The 16,189-nt window shown below is 74.6% G+C and carries 13 protein-coding genes; 1 reads left to right on the forward strand and 12 read right to left on the reverse strand.

The features are described from left to right. From GD880_RS00320 to rimP, 11 genes are all read right to left on the reverse strand, one after another. Positions 1-2,394, reverse strand: coding sequence for a polyribonucleotide nucleotidyltransferase (locus GD880_RS00320; RefSeq protein ID WP_152229649.1), 2,394 nt, complete (start codon positions 2,392-2,394; stop codon positions 1-3). Positions 2,395-2,630: 236 nt separating this feature from the next. Then, positions 2,631-2,900, reverse strand: a complete 270-nt coding sequence (gene rpsO / locus GD880_RS00325; RefSeq protein ID WP_152229650.1) for a 30S ribosomal protein S15 — start codon at positions 2,898-2,900, stop codon at positions 2,631-2,633. A 139-nt stretch (positions 2,901-3,039) separates the two neighbouring features. After that, positions 3,040-5,553 (reverse strand): ATP-dependent Clp protease ATP-binding subunit, encoded by a 2,514-nt coding sequence (locus tag GD880_RS00330; RefSeq protein ID WP_152229651.1) that lies wholly within the window; start codon positions 5,551-5,553, stop codon positions 3,040-3,042. Between the two features lie 194 nt (positions 5,554-5,747). Continuing rightward, positions 5,748-6,785, reverse strand: coding sequence for a bifunctional riboflavin kinase/FAD synthetase (locus GD880_RS00335; RefSeq protein WP_152229652.1), 1,038 nt, complete (start codon positions 6,783-6,785; stop codon positions 5,748-5,750). 127 nt (positions 6,786-6,912) lie between these two features. Beyond that, a complete protein-coding gene (locus tag GD880_RS00340; RefSeq protein ID WP_152229653.1) occupies positions 6,913-7,149 on the reverse strand; it encodes a hypothetical protein in 237 nt (78 codons plus the stop codon). A 101-nt stretch (positions 7,150-7,250) separates the two neighbouring features. Then, a complete protein-coding gene (gene truB / locus GD880_RS00345; RefSeq protein WP_152229654.1) occupies positions 7,251-8,306 on the reverse strand; it encodes a tRNA pseudouridine(55) synthase TruB in 1,056 nt (351 codons plus the stop codon). Further along, on the reverse strand, positions 8,303-8,764 hold the full coding sequence (rbfA, locus tag GD880_RS00350) for a 30S ribosome-binding factor RbfA (protein WP_152229655.1): 462 nt from the start codon (positions 8,762-8,764) through the stop codon (positions 8,303-8,305). Before rbfA ends, truB begins: the two co-directional genes overlap by 4 nt. A 154-nt stretch (positions 8,765-8,918) precedes the next feature. Further along, positions 8,919-11,831 (reverse strand): translation initiation factor IF-2, encoded by a 2,913-nt coding sequence (gene infB, locus GD880_RS00355; RefSeq protein WP_152229656.1) that lies wholly within the window; start codon positions 11,829-11,831, stop codon positions 8,919-8,921. A 71-nt stretch (positions 11,832-11,902) separates the two neighbouring features. Further along, positions 11,903-12,277 carry a YlxR family protein gene (locus GD880_RS00360; RefSeq protein WP_152229657.1) on the reverse strand — a complete coding sequence of 125 codons (375 nt, stop codon included), beginning with the start codon at positions 12,275-12,277 and terminating at the stop codon, positions 11,903-11,905. Between the two features lie 14 nt (positions 12,278-12,291). Beyond that, positions 12,292-13,341, reverse strand: a complete 1,050-nt coding sequence (gene nusA / locus GD880_RS00365; RefSeq protein WP_152229658.1) for a transcription termination factor NusA — start codon at positions 13,339-13,341, stop codon at positions 12,292-12,294. A 10-nt stretch (positions 13,342-13,351) separates the two neighbouring features. Continuing rightward, positions 13,352-13,837, reverse strand: coding sequence for a ribosome maturation factor RimP (rimP, locus tag GD880_RS00370; RefSeq protein WP_152229659.1), 486 nt, complete (start codon positions 13,835-13,837; stop codon positions 13,352-13,354). A 95-nt stretch (positions 13,838-13,932) separates the two neighbouring features. On the opposite strand from rimP, the gene GD880_RS00375 reads away from it, so the two are divergent. Further along, positions 13,933-14,958 (forward strand): DUF4439 domain-containing protein, encoded by a 1,026-nt coding sequence (locus GD880_RS00375; protein WP_152229660.1) that lies wholly within the window; start codon positions 13,933-13,935, stop codon positions 14,956-14,958. A 41-nt stretch (positions 14,959-14,999) separates the two neighbouring features. Here GD880_RS00375 and GD880_RS00380 read toward each other — a convergent pair whose 3' ends face one another. Next, complete coding sequence (locus GD880_RS00380) at positions 15,000-16,160, reverse strand: AI-2E family transporter (RefSeq protein ID WP_152229661.1); 1,161 nt, start codon at positions 16,158-16,160, stop codon at positions 15,000-15,002. Positions 16,161-16,189 lie beyond the last annotated feature (29 nt).

Below are 16,189 nucleotides of genomic sequence, written 5' to 3' on the forward strand. Positions count from 1 at the left end.
TCAGGCGTCGGCACCCTGGGGCGCGGCCGCCTCGCCGGCGTCCTCCCCCTCGTGCTTGCGGGTGCGGGTGCGCTCGCGACGGCGGCCGCCCTCGCGGCGACCCCCCTCGCGGCGCCCGCCCTCGCGGTGCTGACCGTCGCGGCCGGCGTCCTGCTCCTCGCCGTCGCCGGACTCGGGCGCCTCGGCGCCCTCCTCCTCGCCCTCGACCACGGCGTGCAGCGAGAGCTTGCCGCGCGGGTCGATCTCGGCGAGCTCGACCTGGACCTTGTCGCCGACGTTGAGGACGTCCTCGACGTTCTCCACGCGCTTGCCGCCCACGAGGCGACGGATCTGCGAGATGTGCAGCAGGCCGTCCTTGCCCGGGGTGAGGGAGACGAAGGCGCCGAAGGACGTGGTCTTGACGACCGTGCCCACGAACCGCTCGCCGACCTCGGGCATCTGCGGGTTGGCGATGGCGTTGACGGCCTGGCGGGCCGCCTCGGCGGAGGGGCCGTCGGTGGCGCCGATGTAGACGGTGCCGTCGTCCTCGATGGAGATGTCCGCGCCGGTGTCCTCCTGGATCTGGTTGATCATCTTGCCCTTGGGGCCGATGACCTCGCCGATCTTGTCCACCGGGACCTTGACGGTGATGACGCGCGGGGCGGTCGGGGCCATCTCGTCCGGGGAGTCGATGGCCTCGTGCATGACGTCGAGGATGTACAGGCGGGCGTCGCGGGCCTGGGTCAGCGCGCCGGCCAGCACCGAGGCGGGGATGCCGTCGAGCTTGGTGTCGAGCTGGATGGCGGTGACGAACTCGCGGGTGCCGGCGACCTTGAAGTCCATGTCGCCGAAGGCGTCCTCGGCACCGAGGATGTCGGTGAGGGCCGCGTAACGCGTCTCACCGTCCACCGAGTCGGACATCAGGCCCATGGCGATGCCCGCGACGGGCGCGCGCAGCGGCACGCCGGCGTTGAGCAGGGACAGGGTGGAGGCGCACACCGAGCCCATCGACGTCGAGCCGTTGGAGCCCAGCGCCTCGGAGACCTGCCGGATCGCGTAGGGGAACTCCTCGCGGGTGGGCAGGACGGGCACGAGCGCCCGCTCGGCGAGCGCGCCGTGGCCGATCTCGCGGCGCTTGGGCGAGCCCACGCGGCCGGTCTCACCGGTCGAGTAGGGCGGGAAGTTGTAGTTGTGCATGTACCGCTTGCGGGTCACCGGGGAGAGGGTGTCCAGCTGCTGCTCCATGCGCAGCATGTTCAGCGTGGTGACGCCGAGGATCTGGGTCTCGCCGCGCTCGAACAGCGCCGAGCCGTGGACCCGGGGCAGCACCTCGACCTCGGCGGAGAGGGTGCGGATGTCCTTGAGGCCGCGCCCGTCCATTCGCACGCCGTCCTTGAGGACGCGGTGGCGCACGGCCTTCTTCGTCACGGCGCGGAAGGCGGCGGTGAGCTCCTTCTCGCGGCCCTCGAACCGCTCGCCCAGCGCCTCGAGCATCGCGGCGCGGATCTCGTCCTGGCGGACCTCGCGCTCCTGCTTGCCGGGGATGGTGATGGCCTGCTCGAGGTCGGCGGAGACCTGCTCCTCGACGGCGGCGTAGGCGTCGTCCTCGTAGTCGAGGAAGCGCGGGAACTCCGCGGTCGGCTTCGCGGACTCGGCGGCGAGCTGCTGCTGGGCCTCGACGAGGGCCTGGATGAACGGCTTGGCGGCCTCGAGGCCCTCGGCCACGACCTCCTCGGTCGGGGCCTGGGCGCCGTGCTCCTTGATGAGGGTCCAGGCGTTGTCGGTGGCCTCGGCCTCGACCATCATCACGGCGACGTCGGTGGTGCCGTCGCTCTTGGTGACGACGCGGCCGGCGACGACCATCGAGAAGACGGCCTTCTCGACCTCGCTGTAGCGCGGGAAGGCGACCCACTGGCCGTCGATCAGCGCGATGCGCACGCCGCCGATGGGGCCGGAGAACGGCAGGCCGGAGATCTGGGTGGACATCGAGGCGGCGTTGATGGCCAGGACGTCGTAGGCGTCGTCGGGGTGGATCGCCAGGACCGTCTCGACGACCTGGACCTCGTTGCGCAGGCCCTTGACGAAGGACGGGCGCAGCGGGCGGTCGATGAGGCGGCAGGCGAGGATGGCCTCGGTCGAGGGGCGGCCCTCGCGGCGGAAGAACGAGCCGGGGATCTTGCCCGCGGCGTACTGGCGCTCCTCGACGTCGACGGTGAGCGGGAAGAAGTCGAACTGGTCCTTGGGGTGCTTGCCGACCGTGGTGGCCGACAGCACCATCGTCTCCTCGTCCAGGTAGGCGACGGCGGAGCCGGCGGCCTGGCGGGCGAGGCGCCCGGTCTCGAACCGGACGGTACGGGTGCCGAACTTGCCGTTGTCGATGGTGGCTTCGGCGAACTTGATCTCGGGACCCTCCATGGGTGCCCTCCTTCGGGTTCGTCCGCCCCGGCGGCCCGGCGGTCATCGATCGAGGCCCACGGACGGGTGCGGGTCGTCCCGCGTTCCGGAGGCCACTACCGAGGACCGGTCGCGCGCGGCCGGTGCGGAGGTGGTGTGCGTGTGCAGTTGTGGGCCCGCTCGGGCCCCGCGCGCCTGCCGCGTCGGACAGGCATGCAGGACCGGCCCGGACCCGAGGGTCCGAGCCGGTCGGTCGGTCAGCGGCGCAGGCCGAGCCGCGCGATGAGGCTGCGGTAGCGCTCGATGTCCTCCTGCGCGAGGTAGTTCAGCAGGCGCTTGCGCTGGCCGATGAGGAGCATGAGACCGCGGCGCGAGTGGTGGTCGTGCTTGTGGGTCTTGAAGTGCTCGGTGAGGTCCTTGATGCGCTGGCTCAGCATCGCGATCTGGACCTCCGGCGAACCGGTGTCACCCTCGTGGGTGGCGTACTCAGCGATGATGGACTGCTTCACGTCAGCAGCGAGGGCCATGTGGTTCTCCTGTAGGTCGTTGCACGGAGCTCCGGGGCATGTTCTCCCGGGCATGACGCATCCGTGGCCGGCTTGACGGCAGGGGCCAGCGTATCAGGCGCGCCGGAACGCCTGCGACCTGCCCTTCGTCACAGGTCCCTCAGGCGCCGCCGGACGGGTCGACCGGCACCTCCTCGGCCGTCTCGACGGGCATGGCGCCCTCCTCCCCCCGGGCGCTGGCGCGCTCGACGACCAGTCCGTTGGCGTCGGCGTCGACCCGCACGGTGTCCCCCGGCGCCAGGGCGCCGGAGAGCAGCAGGCCGGCGAGGCGGTTGTCCAGCTCGCGCTGGACGGTGCGGCGCAGCGGGCGCGCGCCGAACTCGGGCTGGAACCCCTCCTCGGCCAGGTGGTCGACGGCGGCGTCCGTGATGTCCAGCTCGACGTCCTGGGCCCGCAGCTGGCGCCGGGTGCCCTCGAGGATGAGCCCGACGATCTGGTGCAGCTGCGCCTGGTCGAGGCGGTGGAACACCACGGTCTCGTCGATGCGGTTGAGGAACTCGGGCCGGAAGTGTGAGCGCAGCCGCTCCATCAGCCGTGGGATCAGCGCCTCGAGGTCGGTGTCGGCGGCGCCGAGGATGAGGTCCGAGCCGATGTTGGACGTGAGGATGACGATGGTGTTCTTGAAGTCCACCGTGCGGCCCTGGGCGTCGGTGACCCGTCCGTCGTCGAGCAGCTGCAGCAGCACGTTGAAGACGTCCGGGTGGGCCTTCTCCACCTCGTCGAACAGGATCACCGAGTACGGCTGGCGCCGGACCCGGTCGGTCAGCTGCCCGGCCTCCTCGTAGCCGACGTAACCCGGTGGCGCGCCGACGAGCCGGGAGACGGTGTGCTTCTCCTGGAACTCGCTCATGTCGAACCGGATCATGCGGTCCTCGTCGCCGAAGACCGCGTCGGCCAGGGCCTTGGCGAGCTCGGTCTTGCCCACGCCGGTCGGCCCGAGGAAGAGGAACGAGCCGATCGGGCGGTTCGGGTCCGACAGCCCGGCGCGGGCGCGGCGCACGGCCTCGGCGACGGCGGTGACGGCCTCGTCCTGGCCGATCACCCGGGCGTGCAGGGCGTCCTCGAGACCCATGAGCCGCTGCCGCTCCTCGGTGGTCAGCTCCGTGACCGGGATGCCCGTCTTGCGGGAGACGACCTCGGCGACGTCGTCCACGGTCACCTCGGGGGTGGCGGCGGTGGCGACGTCGCCGAGCCGCTCCTCGAGGCGGTCGATCTGCTCCTTGAGCTCGTTGGCCCGCTCGTAGTCCTCGGCGGAGACGGCGGAGTCCTTCTCCCGGCGCAGCCGGGCCAGCTCCTCCTCGGTGGAGCGGGTGTCGGGGTCGGGGGTCTTGGCGCGCAGCCGCACCCGCGCGCCGGCCTGGTCGACGAGGTCGATGGCCTTGTCGGGCATGAACCGGTCGGTGATGTACCGGTCGGACAGCTCGGCCGCAGCGACGAGGGCCTCGTCGGAGTAGTGGACCTGGTGGTGGGCCTCGTAGGCGTCGACCAGGCCGCGGAGGATCTCGATGGTGTCCCCCACGGTCGGCTCGGAGACCATCACCGGCTGGAACCGGCGCTCGAGGGCGGCGTCCTTCTCGATGTAGCGGCGGTACTCGTCCACGGTGGTGGCGCCGACGCAGTGGAGGTCCCCGCGCGCCAGCGCGGGCTTGAGCAGGTTGCCAGCGTCCATGGAGCCCTCCGCCGCGCCGGCGCCGACGATGGTGTGCAGCTCGTCGATGAAGAGGATCAGCTCGTTGGGGTGGGCGCGGACCTCGTCGAGGACCTTCGTCAGGCGCTCCTCGAACTCGCCGCGGTACTTGCTGCCGGCGACGAGCGAGCCGACGTCGAGCGCGATCACACGGCGGTCGGCGAGGGTCGAGGGCACGTCCCCGTTGACGATCCGCTGGGCCAGGCCCTCGACGATGGCCGTCTTGCCCACGCCCGGGTCGCCGATGAGGACCGGGTTGTTCTTGCGGCGCCGGGAGAGGATCTCGATGGTCTGCTCGATCTCGTCGGCGCGGCCGACCACCGGGTCGACGTTGCCCGCCCGGGCCTCGGCGGTGAGGTCGCGCCCGTACTGGTCGAGGGTGGGGGTGGCGCTGGGCTGCTGCCCGGCGGGCCCGCGCTGGGGGCCGGCGTGCGCGGCGTCACCGACGTGGACGCCCGAGAGCGCCTGCGCGGCGGGCGTCTCGGGGTTGGAGGCGATGCCCAGCAGGAGATGCTCGGGCCCGACGTAGCTGGCGCCGGACTCGTGGGCCTGCTGCTGCGCCGCGCGCAGCGCGAGCTTGGCGGCGGGGCTCAAGGTCAAGGGGCCGGTGGCGGCCCCGGCGTTCGTGGTGGCCACCTGTCGCATCTGGGCGGCCACCTCCTCGGGGTCGAGCTTGAGCTCGCTGATGATCCCGCGGGTGGGGTCGTTGAGCGTGGCCGCGTAGAGCAGGTGCTCGGGGGTGACCTGCGCGTTGCCCCACTCGCGCGCGGCGTCGTGCGCGGCACCGACCAGCGCCTTGGCGTCGTCGGTGAGCAGCCGCCCCAGGTCGACCCGTTGGACCGGCGGCCGGGCCAGCGTGCCGGGCCCGAAGAAGCGGTTGAAGATCTCGTCGAACGGGTCGCGCGAATGCAGCCAGCCCTCGGTCATGATCGCCTCGCATCGATCAGGGCACCGGGGCACCCCTGCCGGGCGTCTCGGCGTCGGGTGGGATCGGTGATTCGACCCTGGCACCGGGCGGTGAGGCCCGCAAGGGGGTGGGCGTGCGGGTTGCGCGTGCTGGCCCGAGGCTGCGCGTGGCGGGCCGAGCGCGTGGCGGCCCGATGTTGCGCGCCGGCCTGCGGCTACGCGCCCTCCGCGCCGGCGGGCGCGCCGGCGCCTGGCGACGTGGCCGCGCGGGCGGCGTCGGACCGCTGCGGGGCAGGCACGCCGAGCAGTTCGGCGGTGCGGGCGACGTCGTCGGCCATCTGGTCGAGCAGGGCGGGGATCCCGTCGAAGGCGACCATGGGCCGCAGCCGCGCGACGAGCTCCACGACGACCTCCTCCCCGTACAGGTCCAGGTCGGTGCGGCCCAGCGCGTAGGCCTCCACGGTGCGCTCGACCCCGTGGAACGTCGGGTTGGTGCCCACCGAGATCGCGGCGGGCAGGCGCTTGGAGGTGCCGTCGTCGGGCGCGTGGGCGGGGCGGATGAGCCAGCCGGCGTAGACGCCGTCGGCGGGGACCACGCCCAGGTCGTCGGCGAGGAGGTTGGCGGTGGGGTAGCCCAGCTGGCGGCCGCGCTGGGCGCCGTGGACGACGACGCCGCGCACGCGGTGGGTGCGCCCGAGGACGTTGGCCGCGCCGGCGACGTCGCCGGCGGCGAGGAGCTCGCGCACCCACGTGGAGGACCAACGCCGGCCGGTGTCCGGGCACTCGATGTCCTTGACGATCCGGACGCCGAACCCCAGCTCGTGGCCGAGGCGCACCATGGTGTGCTGGTCGCCGGCGTTCTGCCAGCCGAAGCGCACGTCCTCGCCCACCACGACCAGACCGGCCCGAAGCGCGTCGACGAGGTAGCGCCGGGCGAACTGCTCGGGGGTGTGACGCGCCAGGTCGAGGGTGTACTCGAGCACCAGCACCGCGTCCAGCCCGGTCGCGGCGAGCCGCTCGAGCCGGTCGGTCAGGGACGCGATGAGCTCGAAGTGCTCGTCAGGGCGGTGGACCGTGGCGGGGTGCGGGTCGAAGGTGATGGCGACAGAGGTCCAGCCGGCGTCCTCGGCCTCCCCCACGGTCGCGCCGAGCACCACCTGGTGCCCGCGGTGCACGCCGTCGAAGATTCCGAGCGTGGCCACGGTCGGGCCGAGGTCCGCAGGAACCTCCTCGGTTCCCCTCCACACCTGCACGCGTTGTCCTCCTGGCTGTCCGGGGCCGGCCGGCCCGCCGGTGGACGGTGTCGTCCCCGGGGCCGTTGGCCGGGACGACACTACCTCCCCCGGCGCCCGGGCCGGACCACCGGTTCGACGCCCGGGCTCAGTGGCGGCCGCAGGCGCAGCCGCCGCCGGGCCGCGGGCCCTGCTGCGCCAGGGCGGCGGGGTCGGTGCCCTCGCCGGGGCGGGCGGAGGTGAGACCGAGGCTGCGGCGTCCGGCGATGTCCGGCAGGGCGCCGTGGCCGCGGCCGCCGTGCTCGTGGCCGCCGTGCTCGTGGCCCGCGCCGCATCCGCACGCGCAGCCGCCGGCGCGCTCCGCCGGCGTGGTCGTCTCGCTCATGACAGCTCCTTCGTCCTCGGGCGTGGCCTGGCCCCACTCTAATCGGGCCGTCTCGGGTCCGGCCGGGACCTGGCGCGGTCCGGCCGGGACGGGCGAGATCGCTAGGCGGGGTCGAGGACCAGGACGGGCCGGGCCGCTCCGTCCCGGTCGGCCAGCAGCGCCACGACGTGCCCGTCGGGGGCCAGCGCGGCCGTGACCGGGGGGTGCCCCGCACGGTTGGACGTGGGTCCCTCCGGGTCCGGCGCCTGGCCGGCCGCCGCCACGCCCGCCGTCCCGGTCGCCGGCAGGAACTTGCCCACCCGCACCGCGCGAGTCTGGGCCTCGTCCAGACGGCGCACCGGGAACGCCGCCGTGGCGGCCTCGGTCAGCGTGACGGTTCGCAGGCCTACAGGCCCGGCGACGTCGCCCTGGGCAGCGACCTCGGCGGCCAGGTCGGCGACCGGACGCGCCTGGGCGAGCGTGAAGGGCCCCACGCGGGTGCGGCGCAGCGCGGTCAGGTGCCCGCCGGTGCCCAGGGCCGTCCCCAGGTCGCGGGCCAGGGCGCGCACGTACGTGCCCGAGGAGCAGACGACGTCGACGTCGACGTCGACGACCACCGCGCCGGACACCTCCACGGCCCGCGGCGGTGCCGTTACCTCGAGGCTGTGGATCGTCACCGCCCGCGCCGCGAGAGCCACCTCCTCGCCCTGCCGCACGCGCGCGTAGGCGCGGCGGCCGTCCACCTTGATGGCCGAGACGGCGCTGGGCACCTGGGAGATGGGCCCGCGCAGGGCGGCCAGGGCCCGTTCGAGGGCGGCACAGTCCACGGCGCCCGCCCACAGCAGCGGACCCGCGCCGGGGGTCGCGGTGACCTCGCCCTCGGCGTCGTCCGTGAGCGTGGTCTGGCCCAGCCGCACGGTTGCGGTGTACTCCTTGTCCGCGCCCACGAGGTAGGTGAGCAGCCGGGTGGCGCGGCCCACGCCGAGCACGAGCACGCCTGTGGCCATGGGGTCGAGCGTGCCGGCGTGGCCGACCTTCTTGGTGGCGGCGAGACGGCGGGTGCGCGCGACGACGTCGTGGCTGGTCCAGCCCTGCGGCTTGTCCACCACCAGCAGGCCGTCGGGGGCGGTCGCCCGCCCCCGCGGGATGTCCAGGCCGGTGGTGCCGGGCGCCGTCACGGGCGGGCGTCGTCGTCGGCGGGGTCCTGGTCGTCCTCCTCCGCCGGGCGGCGGTAGGGGTCGGCGTCCCCGGCGTAGGTGGCCCGGGCGGCAAGCTGGGCGACCTCGGCGTCCCGCTCGGCGGCGGCGCGCAGCGCCTCCTCGAGGTTCGCGGCCGTCTCGGGCACGGCGTCGAGCACGAACTCGATGGTCGGGGTCAGCCGCACGCCGGTCTGCTTGCCCACCTCCGAGCGGATGATCCCCTTGGCGGAGGCGAGCGCGGCGGCGGAGGAGGACCGGGCCTCCTCGTCGCCGAGGACCGTGTAGAAGATGGTGGCGTTCTGCAGGTCACCGGTCACGCGTACGTCGGTGACGGTGACGAAGCCCAGGCGCGGGTCCTTGATCCGGGTGTCGAGCATGCGCGCGACGATCTGCTGGATGCGCTCGGCGAGCTTGCGGGCGCGGGGCGCGTCGGCCATGGGTGTCTCCTTGGGACGAGGACGGCCGCCGGCGGGCGGGGCCGGGGCGGGAACGGGGCGCGCCGGCCGGCGCGGGACGCACGGCGGCGCAGGGCCGGGAGCCGGGCCCCGCGCCGCGTCGGCGGCACGGGACCCGGCTCGGCCGGTGGGGCGATCAGGCGCGCGGCTTCTCGCGCATCTCGAAGGTCTCGATGACGTCGCCTTCCTTGATGTCCTTGTAGCCGAGGCCGATACCGCACTCGAAGCCCTCGCGGACCTCGGTGACGTCGTCCTTCTCCCGGCGCAGGGACTCGATGGTGAGCTTGTCGGCCACCACGACGCCGTCGCGCGTGAGGCGCGCGCTGGCGTTGCGGCGCATGAGACCGGACCGCACGATCGACCCGGCGATGTTGCCGAACTTGGAGGACCGGAACACCTGGCGGATCTCCGCGGTGCCCAGCTGGACCTCCTCGAACTCCGGCTTGAGCATGCCCTTGAGGGCGTTCTCCACCTCGTCGATCGCGTCGTAGATGACCGAGTAGAACTTCAGGTCGACGCCCTCGCGGTCGGCCAGCTCGGCGACCCGCTCGGCGGGGCGCACGTTGAAGCCGATGATGACGGCGTTGTCGACCGTCGCCAGGTTGACGTCGTTCTGCGTGATGGCACCCACCCCGCGGTGGATGATCCGCAGCGCGACCTCGTCGCCCACATCGATCTTGAGCAGGGCGTCCTCGAGCGCCTCGACGGCACCGGACACGTCGCCCTTGATGATGAGGTTGAGGTTCTCGACCTTGCCCTCCTCGAGCGCCTTGGTGAAGTCCTCGAGGCTGACGCGCTTGCGGCGCTTGGCCAGCGTCGCGGCGCGTTCGGCGGCGGCCCGCTTGTCGGCGATCTGCCGGGCGGTGCGGTCGTCGGGGCCGACGAGGAAGTTGTCACCGGCCCGGGGCACCGACTGCAGCCCGAGCACCTGGACCGGGAACGACGGTCCCGCGGAGGTGACGTTCTCGCCGTGGTCGTCGAACATGGCGCGCACGCGCCCGTGAGCCGTGCCAGCCACGATCGCGTCGCCGACGTGCAGCGTGCCGGACTGGACCAGGACGGTCGCCACGGCGCCGCGGCCCTTGTCGAGGTTGGCCTCGATGGCCACGCCGCGCGCGTCCTTGTCGGGGTTCGCCCGCAGGTCGAGCGCCGCGTCCGCGGTGAGCAGGACGGCCTCGAGGAGGTCGTCGATGCCGGTGCGGTTCCTGGCGGAGACGTCGACGAACATGGTGTCGCCGCCGTACTCCTCGGCCACCAGGTTGTACTCGGTCAGCTGCTGGCGGATCTTCGCCGGGTTGGCCTCCGGCTTGTCCACCTTGTTCACGGCCACGACGATCGGCACCCCGGCCGCCTGGGCGTGGTTGAGCGCCTCCACGGTCTGGGGCATCACGCCGTCGTCCGCGGCGACCACCAGGATCGCGATGTCGGTCACCTGCGCACCACGGGCACGCATGGCGGTGAACGCCTCGTGACCGGGGGTGTCGATGAAGGTGATCGGGCGGTCGTCACCCTCGTGCTCGGTCGTGACCTGGTAGGCGCCGATGTGCTGGGTGATGCCGCCGGCCTCGCCCGCGACGACGTCCGTGGAGCGGATGGCGTCGAGGAGCTTGGTCTTGCCGTGGTCGACGTGACCCATGACGGTGACCACCGGCGGACGCGCCTGAAGGACCTCGTCGGTCTCCCCGGCCTCCTCCGCCTGCAGGTCGATGTCGAAGCTCTCGAGGAGCTCGCGCTCCTCCTCCTCCGGGGAGACGACCTCGACGACGTAGCCGAGCTCGGCGCCCAGGGTCTTGAAGGTGTCCTCGTCCAGGGACTGGGTGGCCGTGGCCATCTCGCCCAGGTGGAAGAGCACCGTCACCAGGCTCGCGGGGTTCGCGTCGATGCGGTCGGCGAAGTCCGCCAGCGAGGCGCCGGCGCGGATGCGCACGACCGTGGTGCCGTCACCGCGCGGGACCTGCACACCGCCGAGCGAGGGCGCGGACTGCTGCTCGAACTCCTGGCGCTTCGCCCGCTTCGACTTCCGCCCGCGGACGGGACGGCCACCGGCGCGCCCGAAGGCGCCCTGCGTGCCGCCGCGGCCACCACGGCCGCCGCCACCGCCGGGACGACCACCGAAGCCGCCGCCACCGCCGGGACGACCGGCGAAGCCGCCGCCGGCGCCGGGCCGACCCGTACCGGCGCCGGCACCGGGACGGCCGCGGCCGCCGGTGCGGGCCGGGGCGCCGGGACGGCCCACGGAGCTGTGGTTCGGCATCATGCCCGGGTTCGGGCGCGCGCCGCCGGGACGCGGGGCCGCGGGGCGCGGACCGCCGGTGCCCCCGGGACGCGGGCCGGCCGCGCCGGCGCCGCCGGGACGCGGACCGCCGGAGCCGCCGGGACGCGGACCGCCGGAGCCGCCCGGACGGGGCATGCCCTGAGAGGTCGCGAACGGGTTGTTGCCCGGGCGGGGGCCGCCGGGGCGCCCGCCGCCGGAGCCGCCCGGACGGGGCATGCCCTGGGACGTCGCGAACGGGTTGTTGCCCGGGCGCGGGGCGCCGGGACGGGGAGCACGCTCGCCGGGACGAGGCGCGCCGCCCGGCCGTGCCTGCGGGTGGGACTCCGCCGCGGGCTTGGCCTCGGGACGGGAGCCGCCGGGCTTGGGCGCGTCGGGGCGAGCCGCGCGCGCAGGAGCGGCGGGAGCGCTCGCCGCCGGGGTCGGGGCCGCCTTGGCGGCAGGCGCGGGGGCCGGAGCCGGAGCCGACGCCGGGGCGGCGGGAGCCTCCGGCTCGGCGGGCCGGGCCTGCGCGGCGGGGACCTGGGGGGTCTCCGGCTTGGCGGGCCCCGGGGTGGGGGCGGCCTTGCCGGCGGGCTTGGCGGTGGGTGCACCGCTCTTGGAGGCACCGTCACCCTGCTGGGCGGGGAATGCCTCGCGCAGCCGACGGATGACCGGGGCCTCGATCGTCGACGACGCCGACTTCACGAACTCCCCTTGCTCGCGCAGCTTCGCGAGCACCGTCTTGCTGTCGACGCCGAGCTCCTTCGCGAGCTCGTGGACGCGGACCTTTGCCACAACTCTCCTGTCTCGGCCCATCCCGGGACAGGGAGGACCGCTCTTAGTGCTGGCAGCTCATCGCTGGGTACTCATCGGGTGCCCATCGGCTTCCAACCCGCTTTCTTCGTCGATGACTCGTTCTCCTCGGGCGCATCGGGCGCCGCGGGAGCGTTCCGGTCGAACCACTCCCCCACCGCGTCGGTGTCCACCGGCCCCGCTACGCGCAGGGCCCGGGGGAACGCCCGGCGCCGGAGGGCGAGGTTCAGGCACTCCCGGCTCGGGTGGAGCCAGGCGCCCCGCCCCGGAGCGCTGCGGCCCGGATCGACCACCACGCGTGCGGCGGCGTCCAGGACGAGGCGGACCAGGACAGACCTCGGGGCCCGCCCCCGGCATCCCACGCAGGTGCGCACCGGCCCGGCGGGCGTGGGTGTCTCGCTGCGTGTGTTCATGGATTCCGGGCACATGCCCACCGAACAGTCTACCCCTGCGCGCCCGACCGTTGCTCATCCTGTGTCGAACGCGACTCGTGCGGCGCCGCGGCGGCGGGCGCCGCGGGCGCCGTCTCCTCGGTGTCGGGGTGGATGTCGATCCGCCACCCGGTGAGCCGGGCGGCCAGGCGGGCGTTCTGCCCCTCCTTGCCGATGGCGAGGGAGAGCTGGTAGTCGGGGACGACGACGCGGGCGGCCTTGGCGTCCACGTCGACGACCTCCACGCTGCTGACCCGGGACGGCGACAGGGCGCTGGCGACGAACCGAGCGGGGTCGTCGGAGTAGTCGACGATGTCGATCTTCTCCCCGTTCAGCTCGGTCATCACCGCCCGCACCCGCTGGCCCATGGGACCGATGCACGCGCCCTTGGCGTTGAGTCCGGGCACGTTGGCGCGCACCGCGATCTTGGTGCGGTGGCCGGCCTCGCGGGCCAGCGCGACGATCTCGACGCTGCCGTCGGCCACCTCAGGCACCTCCAGCGCGAACAGCTTGCGCACGAGGTTGGGGTGGGTGCGCGAGAGGGTCACCGACGGGCCCTTGGGGCCGCGGGTGACGTCGAGGACGTAGGCGCGCAGCCGGTCGCCGTGGGAGTAGTGCTCGGTGGGCACCTGCTCGTGGGCCGGCAGCACGGCCTCGAGGTCGCCGATGTCGACGAGCACCACCCGCGGGTCGCGGCCCTGCTGGACGATGCCGCTGATGAGCTCGCCCGCCTTGTCGCGCAGGTTCCCCATCACCTGCTCGTCCTCGGCGTCGCGCAGCCGCTGGACGATCACCGAGCGGGCCGTCGCCGTCGCGATCCGGCCGAAGCCGGAGGGGGTGTCGTCGAACTCGCCGGCCTCGTTGTCGTCCTCGTCGAGCTCGGTGGCCCACACGGTGACGCGGCCGGTGCGCCGGTCCAGCTCCACGCGCGCCTTGTCCATCGCCCCGGGGGTGCGGTGGTAGGCCAGCAGGAGGGCGTCCTCGATCGCGCGGACGAGCACGTCGAAGTTGATCCCGCGCTCGCTCTCGATCAGGCGCAGAGCGGTCATGTCGATGTCCATACGTCCCTCCTCAGGCCGTCTCGGGCCGGTTGAGCTCGATCTCGACCGTCGCCCGGGCGATCTCGCCGTAGCCGAGCCCCTCACGCCGGCCGTCCAGGTCGAGGACGATGCTGGCGTCGTCCGCCTCCTGCAACCGGCCGGTGATCTCGCGGCCGTCGCCGGTGCGCACGCGCACCAGCCGGCCGACGGCGCGGCGGAAGTGCCGCGGCTGGGTCAGCGGCCGGTCGGTGCCCGGCGTGGAGACCTCGAGCGTGTACGCCCCCTCCAGGAGATCGACGTCGTCGAGGACGCGGGAGATCTCCCGGGAGACGTCCGAGAGTCGGTCGGAGTCGACGCCGCCGGGCCCGTCGGGCAGGTCGACGACGACGCGCACCACCTTGCGCCGTCCGGCCGCGGCGACCACGGCGTCCTCGAGGAAGAGCCCGGCGGCCGCCACGACCGGCTCGAGCGCGGCCCGGAGGCGGTCGAGGAGGTCGGTGGCACGAGCGGGGCTCATCGGGTCTCTCTCCAGCTGTGGGGTGGGGATGGTCAACCCCACACACTACCCACCCGCGCCTGGGGGTCGCGCCCGGCGTGGGAGGATCGAGGGCGATGCACGCCTTCCCCGCCGCCCCGGCGACCACCCCCTCCGCCCCCCGCCGCGGGACCGCGCGCCGTGCCCGGCGCGGCCGCTCCGTCCGCGCCGCCGCCGTCGCGCTGGCTGCCGCGGCGGCGCTGGCGGGCTGCGGCCTGGTGCGGTTCGACACCCCGCCGGCCGAGCCGGCCAGCCCCTCCGCCGCCGAGGTGCTGCGGCAGGACGAGGCGGTGCGGGCCGACCGGCTGGCCGCCACCGTGGCGGAGATCACCGCGGCCCCGGGCGTGGCGCCGGTGCTGGAGCGGGTGGGGGCGCACGCCCGCGCGCACGTCGACGCCCTGGGCGGGGTGTGGGTGGCCTGGCCCGAGGGCGCCCCGGAGGGGGTGGCGACGCAGGCGCCCCCCACCGCTCCCCCGACCGGCGCGACCGGGCGCGACGTGCTCTCCGAGCTGACCGCGGGGGCCGCCGGCGCCCGCGCCGGCGCGCTGTCCACGTCGGACGGCCACCTGGCCGCGGCGCTGCTCGCCGTCGCCGTCTCCCGCGCCGCGGACGCCGCCGACCTCGCCGCGGCGCTGGGCACGCAGGCCCCGGCGAGCACGGCGGCCCCCATGACGCCGGAGGCGCTGGGCACGCTGAAGGTCGACGGCGCGGACGTGCAGGTCCTCGACGCCGCCCGGTTCGCGCTCGAGACCGTCGCCGCCCGCACCTCCGGCGAGACGCGCGCCCGCGCGGTCAGGCAGGTGGGCGAGCTGCAGGGGCTCGTCGACGCCGCGCTGGCCGCCGGCGCGCCCGACGAGCGGCGCGGCGCCTACGACCTGGGGATGGGTGAGCCCGCTGCGGGCGGCTCGGCCGCGTCCGACACGCTGGGTCCCGAGCAGGCCGTCGCCGTCGCCGCCGAGCAGCGCCTCCTGGCGCACTGGACGAGCGTCGCCGCGGCCGCCCCGCCGGGGCAGCGCGAGGCGCCGGTCGCCGCCGCCGAGGACGCGGCCGCGCAGCTGCGCGCCTGGGGCGGGCAGCTGCCCGCCCTGCCCGGGCTGGGCTGAGCCTCCCGCGCGTCCGGCGGACCACCCGGCTCCGGTCGCCCTCAGCCCTGGTTGCGCCCGTCGCCCGGCACGGTGGCCTCGGTGTCGGGGTCGGCGGCCGGTCCGGGGTCGAGCGGGGGCGCCGGTCCCGCTCGGCGCCGCAGCCCCGCCGGGCCGGCCGCCGGTTCCCGGCCCTGGAGGTGATCCACGATCCGGGCGATGACGGCGGCCACGGGCACGCCGAGGAAGGCGCCCAGGATGCCCATGATCGCGCCGCCGGTGGTCACCGCGAGGATGATGACCAGCGGGTGCAGCGCGATGTTGCGCGCCTGGATGATGGGCGAGAGCACGTGACCCTCGAGCTGCTGGACGAGCAGCACCACGCCCAGCGTGAGCAGCGCCGTGCCCAGGCCCCTGCTCGCCAGCGCCACCACCACGGCGACGGTGCCCGAGAGGAACGCGCCGACGATGGGGAACAGCCCGCCGAAGAAGACGAGCACGGCCAGCGGGAGGACCAGCGGGACGCCGAGGATCCACAGGCCCAGCCCGATGAAGACGGCGTCGACGAGGGCGACGAGGAGCTGGCCGCGCAGGAACGCCCCGATGGTCCAGAACGACTCCTGGGCCAGCAGGTCCGTCTCGGGCTGCAACCGCGCGGGCAGGAGGCCGAGCACGCCCGCCCACATGCGCCGTCCGTCCTTGAAGTAGAAGAACAGGATGACGAGCAGCAGGACCGCGCCGGTGCCGACGTCGCCGACGCGTCGGACCAGACCCAGCCCGCCGGTCAGCGCGCCGCCTCCGCCGCCCCCGCCCAGGGCGCCGATGGCCTGCCGGGCGAGGTCGCTGGCGCCCTTGATGTTGCCGGGCAGGCGCGACCAGTCCACCGCCCGGTCCAGCTGGGCCAGGCCGTCGACGACCGAGGAGGCCAGCTGCGGCGCCTGCGCGGCGAGCGCCGGGACGATGAAGTAGACCGGGATGACGAAGACGAGCACCAGGAGCAGGAGCAGGAGCAGCGCCCCGAGGGCGTTGGGCAGACGCGAGCGGCGCAGCCGCGCCGCCAGCGGGTTGGCCAGCGCGGCCGGGAACAGCGCCAGGACCACGGGGGTGAGGATCAGGCTCACCTGGCTGGCGAGGAAGACGATGCCGACGACCACGCCGGCGACGCCGAGCGTGGCCCAGGCCCGCCGGCCCCACCGGACGGCCACGGAGGGCTGGTGCTCCATGGCCGCCAGTGTTCTCCTGGGCGCGGCGC

The organism is Georgenia ruanii (assembly GCF_009193175.1).
In the GTDB taxonomy this organism is placed as follows: Bacteria; Actinomycetota; Actinomycetes; order Actinomycetales; family Actinomycetaceae; genus Georgenia; species Georgenia ruanii.

Coding starts and splice junctions, on each gene's coding strand:
- rbfA (WP_152229655.1), bottom strand. CDS start 8,764: ATGGCCGACGCGCCCCGCGCCCGCAAGCTCGCCGAGCGCATCCAGCAG.
- rimP (WP_152229659.1), bottom strand. CDS start 13,837: ATGAGCCCCGCTCGTGCCACCGACCTCCTCGACCGCCTCCGGGCCGCG.
- rpsO (WP_152229650.1), bottom strand. CDS start 2,900: ATGGCCCTCGCTGCTGACGTGAAGCAGTCCATCATCGCTGAGTACGCC.
- GD880_RS00320 (WP_152229649.1), bottom strand. CDS start 2,394: ATGGAGGGTCCCGAGATCAAGTTCGCCGAAGCCACCATCGACAACGGC.
- nusA (WP_152229658.1), bottom strand. CDS start 13,341: ATGGACATCGACATGACCGCTCTGCGCCTGATCGAGAGCGAGCGCGGG.
- GD880_RS00340 (WP_152229653.1), bottom strand. CDS start 7,149: ATGAGCGAGACGACCACGCCGGCGGAGCGCGCCGGCGGCTGCGCGTGC.
- GD880_RS00360 (WP_152229657.1), bottom strand. CDS start 12,277: ATGTGCCCGGAATCCATGAACACACGCAGCGAGACACCCACGCCCGCC.
- GD880_RS00380 (WP_152229661.1), bottom strand. CDS start 16,160: ATGGAGCACCAGCCCTCCGTGGCCGTCCGGTGGGGCCGGCGGGCCTGG.
- GD880_RS00330 (WP_152229651.1), bottom strand. CDS start 5,553: ATGACCGAGGGCTGGCTGCATTCGCGCGACCCGTTCGACGAGATCTTC.
- GD880_RS00375 (WP_152229660.1), top strand. CDS start 13,933: ATGCACGCCTTCCCCGCCGCCCCGGCGACCACCCCCTCCGCCCCCCGC.